Source organism: Methylophaga sp. UBA5088, from assembly GCF_002414625.1.
Lineage (GTDB): Bacteria > Pseudomonadota > Gammaproteobacteria > Nitrosococcales > Methylophagaceae > Methylophaga > Methylophaga marina.
In genome coordinates this window covers 654-4,778 of the sequence record NZ_DIAC01000134.1, presented here as the reverse complement: position 1 = coordinate 4,778, position 4,125 = coordinate 654, and the positions used below count along the sequence as shown (strand labels likewise).

Below are 4,125 nucleotides of genomic sequence, written 5' to 3'. Positions count from 1 at the left end.
ATTCTGTGTCTGCATCATCTCTGAGCATGCTCAAGGAACATGCCCCAGCCTACGCAGAACAGCTAGCAAATAATCTGCACTATCCACAATATGCTATTCGTTTGATCGACTTACAAACCGCGCTATCAGACACCGAAATCAAATCTACACATACGCAAGAGAGTACGCCAGAATGTTATGACATCCCGATGTGGGAGTTAAATGATTTGCCTACGCCATATGCCTTGAGTCATGTTATTAAACGCCAGGTTCAGCGATATCATATCCGTACTCCGGTCACCTTACATTTCAATGAACAAGAGTGGAACAGCACCAGTGTGGATGTCTCAAGTCATGGTTTATCAGTGACGCTACCATTAAACGTTGAACTGACTCTGGATAAAGTCGTTTATGTTGATTTTCCTCGCTGGCAAAGTCAGACAAAAAAGGTCAGTCTGCAACGTATTCCCTATCAACTCAAAAATAAAAAACGCTGGGAGAACAAGTATCAACTGGGGTTTGAACGCATTCATGAGCATTGCTCCGCCAGCCAGAATCAGTTTTTTGACAACATCATTGCCAGCAACCATTCACAACTCAAACAAAATCATGATGACCTGATACAGCATCATGAAAGTCGTTTATTCCTACCCTGCTTACTTACTACCTCAGAATCGATTCCGCTATTTCTGGGCGTTGATGAATCAGGTCAGAGACACATCTCGGTCATTGGCTGCACGGAACGAAATGGTGCTGACCAGCATACGGATAATTTCTGGCGTTCTATCGAGATTCATCTAGCTGAACTGCATGAGCAAGTAAAAGGCTTGCAGGCTAAAGAAGGTGAATCACTGAACACCGCGTTATACGGATTTGAAACCCACCATGACCAATGGCAGTGGATGTTTGATCATCAGTTTATGACGCAAAGGGATAAGGATCGTTTTCTTCAGCGTGGGCTATCAGCCAAACAATTTCATGCATTTCAATGCTTTGTCAGCCCAATCAATGACAGAGAAGCTGATGAGCAGACTGATCTTATACCGCAGCTGAACCAACAGCGGAGTCAACAAGCTCATCGCATAAAAATAATGCGTCAACAGTTATCTCAATTATTTGCACTGCTAGAACTGACCGATATAACGCAGTTAATATCGCTGAAATACGCAACAACTAACCCAGCATAGGCCTTATGCAGCCGCTATCATCATTTTATCAATCAGCACTGAGCCACAACGCGTATTACCTCGAATATCCACGTCACTTCCCACATCCACAATTCCCATAAACATGTCTTGCAAGTTGCTGGCGATGGTAAATTCATCGACTGGGTATTGAATTTCCCCATTTTCCACCCAAAAGCCAGCGGCACCTTGTGAGTAGTCACCATTCACAATATTAACCCCCATGCCCATGGTTTCTGTGACGATAATGCCTTTATCCATTTTTTTGATCAGTGCAGCCAAATCAGCATCAGTACTGCTATCAATCGTTAAGTTGTGCACACCACCGGCATTACCTGTTGTTTGCAGACCCAAGCGTCGGGCGGCATAACTGTCGAGCACATAGCCTTGCAACACGCCACCTAAAATAATGTCACGATTTTGTGTGGCCACACCTTCACCATCAAAGCTGGCACTACCCAAGGCTTTGAGAATATGTGGTTGTTCATGCACATGAATAAACTCAGGGAAAATTTGCTCACCTTTTTTATCCAGCAAAAATGAGGCTTTGCGATACAGCGCACCGCCGCGGATAGCTGAAATTAATTGTCCGAACAGTGAAGGGGCCATCTGAGCAGTGAATATCACCGGGTAGCTACCTGTTTTTACTTCACCGGCACCTAATCTTGATAATGTCCGTTCTGCAGCTTTTAAACCGATGGACTCAGCACTCAGAAGATCATTAGCATCACGTTTGATGTCATACCAGTAGTCGCGCTGCATACCGCGTGCATCTTGAGCAATAAGCGTTGCAGACAAACTATGTCGACTGCTTTGAGTTGCTCCCATAAAGCCATGACTGTTGGCATAAACACGCTGACCTGTATGACTGGAAACGGTCGCTCCTTCAGAATTTGATATTCGTGGATCGTTATCGAGACCTGCCTGCTCACATAGCGTGGCAAGATCAATCGCCTTTTCAACATCGATCGACCATGGGTGATAGAGCGACAACTCTGGAAATACAGTGGCCATTAAATCAGCATCCGCCAGCCCGGCCGCTTCATCAGCCTGAGTATGTTTGGCAATATTACAGGCCGCCCCTACAGCTTCAGTGATGGCCGCTTCACTTAAATCAGAGGTACTTGACGATGCTTTGCTATGTCCAAAATAGACCGTTATGCCTAAGCCTGTGTCGTTGTTGTGTTCCAACGTTTCGACTTCACGTTGACGAACCGTGACCGATAATCCTTCACTGTGGCTAAGCCCAACCTCGGCAGCACTTGCACCGCGCTTCTTGGCTTCAGTCAGTGCCATTTCCGCAGCACGTTCCAATTCAACAGTATTTGTCATTCGACTCATAGTAGTGTTCAAATCCTCGACTTATTTGTCTTTTCTCAACAGCATGACATGCTTGTTCAGTTTATTCACGGTGATGACTGTCCGCACATACTGGACAGCTTGGATCAGGTTTCAGTTTTATCTCACGCCAACTCATGGAAAGCCCATCAAGCAGTAATAAACGCCCCGTTAATGGGGTGCCGATTCCAGCTAATAGTTTTAATGTCTCCGCAGCCTGAGTCCCGCCGATCATGGCCAGCATCGGGGCGAAGACACCACTCTCTGAACAGGTTTCCTGCAGTTCGCCTTTATCTTCATACAGACAACGATAACAAGGTGAGTCTGCTTGACGCGGATCATAAACAGTGACTTGCCCATCAAAGCGGATAGCGGCACCAGACACCAGTGGTATCTTATTTTCCCTGCTGATCTCATTTAAGAAAAAACGGGTTTCAAAATTGTCGGTGCAATCCACGATCACGTCCACGTGAAGCGATGCCGCCAACATAGCAGGCTTATCCAAGCGCTCATCAATCATGTCGATAGCGATATCAGGATTCAGAGCATGGAGCTGTTCATATGCGGAGTCGACTTTTTTTCGACCGATATTCTTATGTGTATGAACAATTTGCCGTTGTAAATTGGCTAATTCAACCACGTCATCATCGACCAGCGTTAAATGGCCTACTCCTGAGGCAGCAAGATACATCGAAACAGGCGCACCCAGCCCGCCCAACCCGATAATCATGACATGACTATCAAGCAGACGCTGTTGGCCCTCAATATCCATCTGGGATAGTAATATATGTCGACTGTAGCGGAGTAGCTGTTCGTCATTCATCGTCTGTTAACTCTACTGAATAGCCCGGCATTATAACGTGAGTTGTGCTATGACAACCCGATCGTTACCACCAAAGTCCTGGTGAGCCGAAATCTGTACAAACCCTGCCTCTGAGAATAATTGCTGCACTGCCCGGGATTGATCATGTCCATGCTCAATGAGTAACCAGCCACCAGGTTTCAGACAGATCGCAGCCTGCTTGATAATCTGGCGTATATCATCAAGCCCGTCTGGTCCTGATATCAACGCAGAAAGCGGTTCAAAACGAACATCACCCTGCTGTAAATGTGGGTCATCTGCTTCGATATAAGGCGGATTCGAAATCACCATATCAAACTGAGCTGGCTGACATGCACTCAACCAGGAAGCTTGAAAGAAATGAACGTGGTCAAGCCTATAGGATTGGGCATTTTGTTGCGCTAACTTGACCGCCTGTAGATGAAAGTCACTGGCAATGATAGTGACATCAGGCCGCTCATGTGCGATGGAGAGAGCGATGGCCCCCGTTCCTGTCCCTAAATCGATTATGCGCATACCCGGCTGCAGCTTTGGCAATGCCAGCGCGACCAGTAATTCGGTATCGGCTCGGGGAATAAGTGTCGAATTATTAACCGCCAGGTCGAGTGACCAAAACCCCCTGCTGCCCGTAATATGCGCTATTGGCTCACCGGTTTGGCGTCTCGTGATGAGGTGTTTGAAGTCTTGCCATTGCTGCTCTGTCAGATCTGTCTCGGCATCGAGTAACAGGCGTGTTGGCGAACACGTCAACACGTGACATAACAGATACTGCACATCGACATC

The 4,125-nt window shown here is 46.7% G+C and carries 4 protein-coding genes; 1 reads left to right on the top strand and 3 read right to left on the bottom strand.

The genetic code is table 11. The features are described 5' to 3' along the window. The coding region (locus B4K20_RS16470) for a PilZ domain-containing protein (protein WP_289283752.1) at positions 1–1,166 on the top strand (1,166 nt) is incomplete at its 5' end. A gap of 3 nt (positions 1,167–1,169) precedes the next feature. Here B4K20_RS16470 and pmbA read toward each other — a convergent pair. The 3 genes from pmbA to prmC all read right to left on the bottom strand — a co-directional run. Then, positions 1,170–2,504 carry a metalloprotease PmbA gene (pmbA, locus tag B4K20_RS16465; RefSeq protein ID WP_289283751.1) on the bottom strand — a complete coding sequence of 445 codons (1,335 nt, stop codon included), beginning with the start codon at positions 2,502–2,504 and terminating at the stop codon, positions 1,170–1,172. A 61-nt stretch (positions 2,505–2,565) separates the two neighbouring features. Then, positions 2,566–3,324 carry a HesA/MoeB/ThiF family protein gene (locus tag B4K20_RS16460; protein WP_289283750.1) on the bottom strand — a complete coding sequence of 253 codons (759 nt, stop codon included), beginning with the start codon at positions 3,322–3,324 and terminating at the stop codon, positions 2,566–2,568. A 30-nt stretch (positions 3,325–3,354) separates the two neighbouring features. Beyond that, a partial coding sequence (gene prmC, locus B4K20_RS16455; RefSeq protein ID WP_289283749.1) for a peptide chain release factor N(5)-glutamine methyltransferase occupies positions 3,355–4,125 on the bottom strand: 771 nt, incomplete at its 5' end.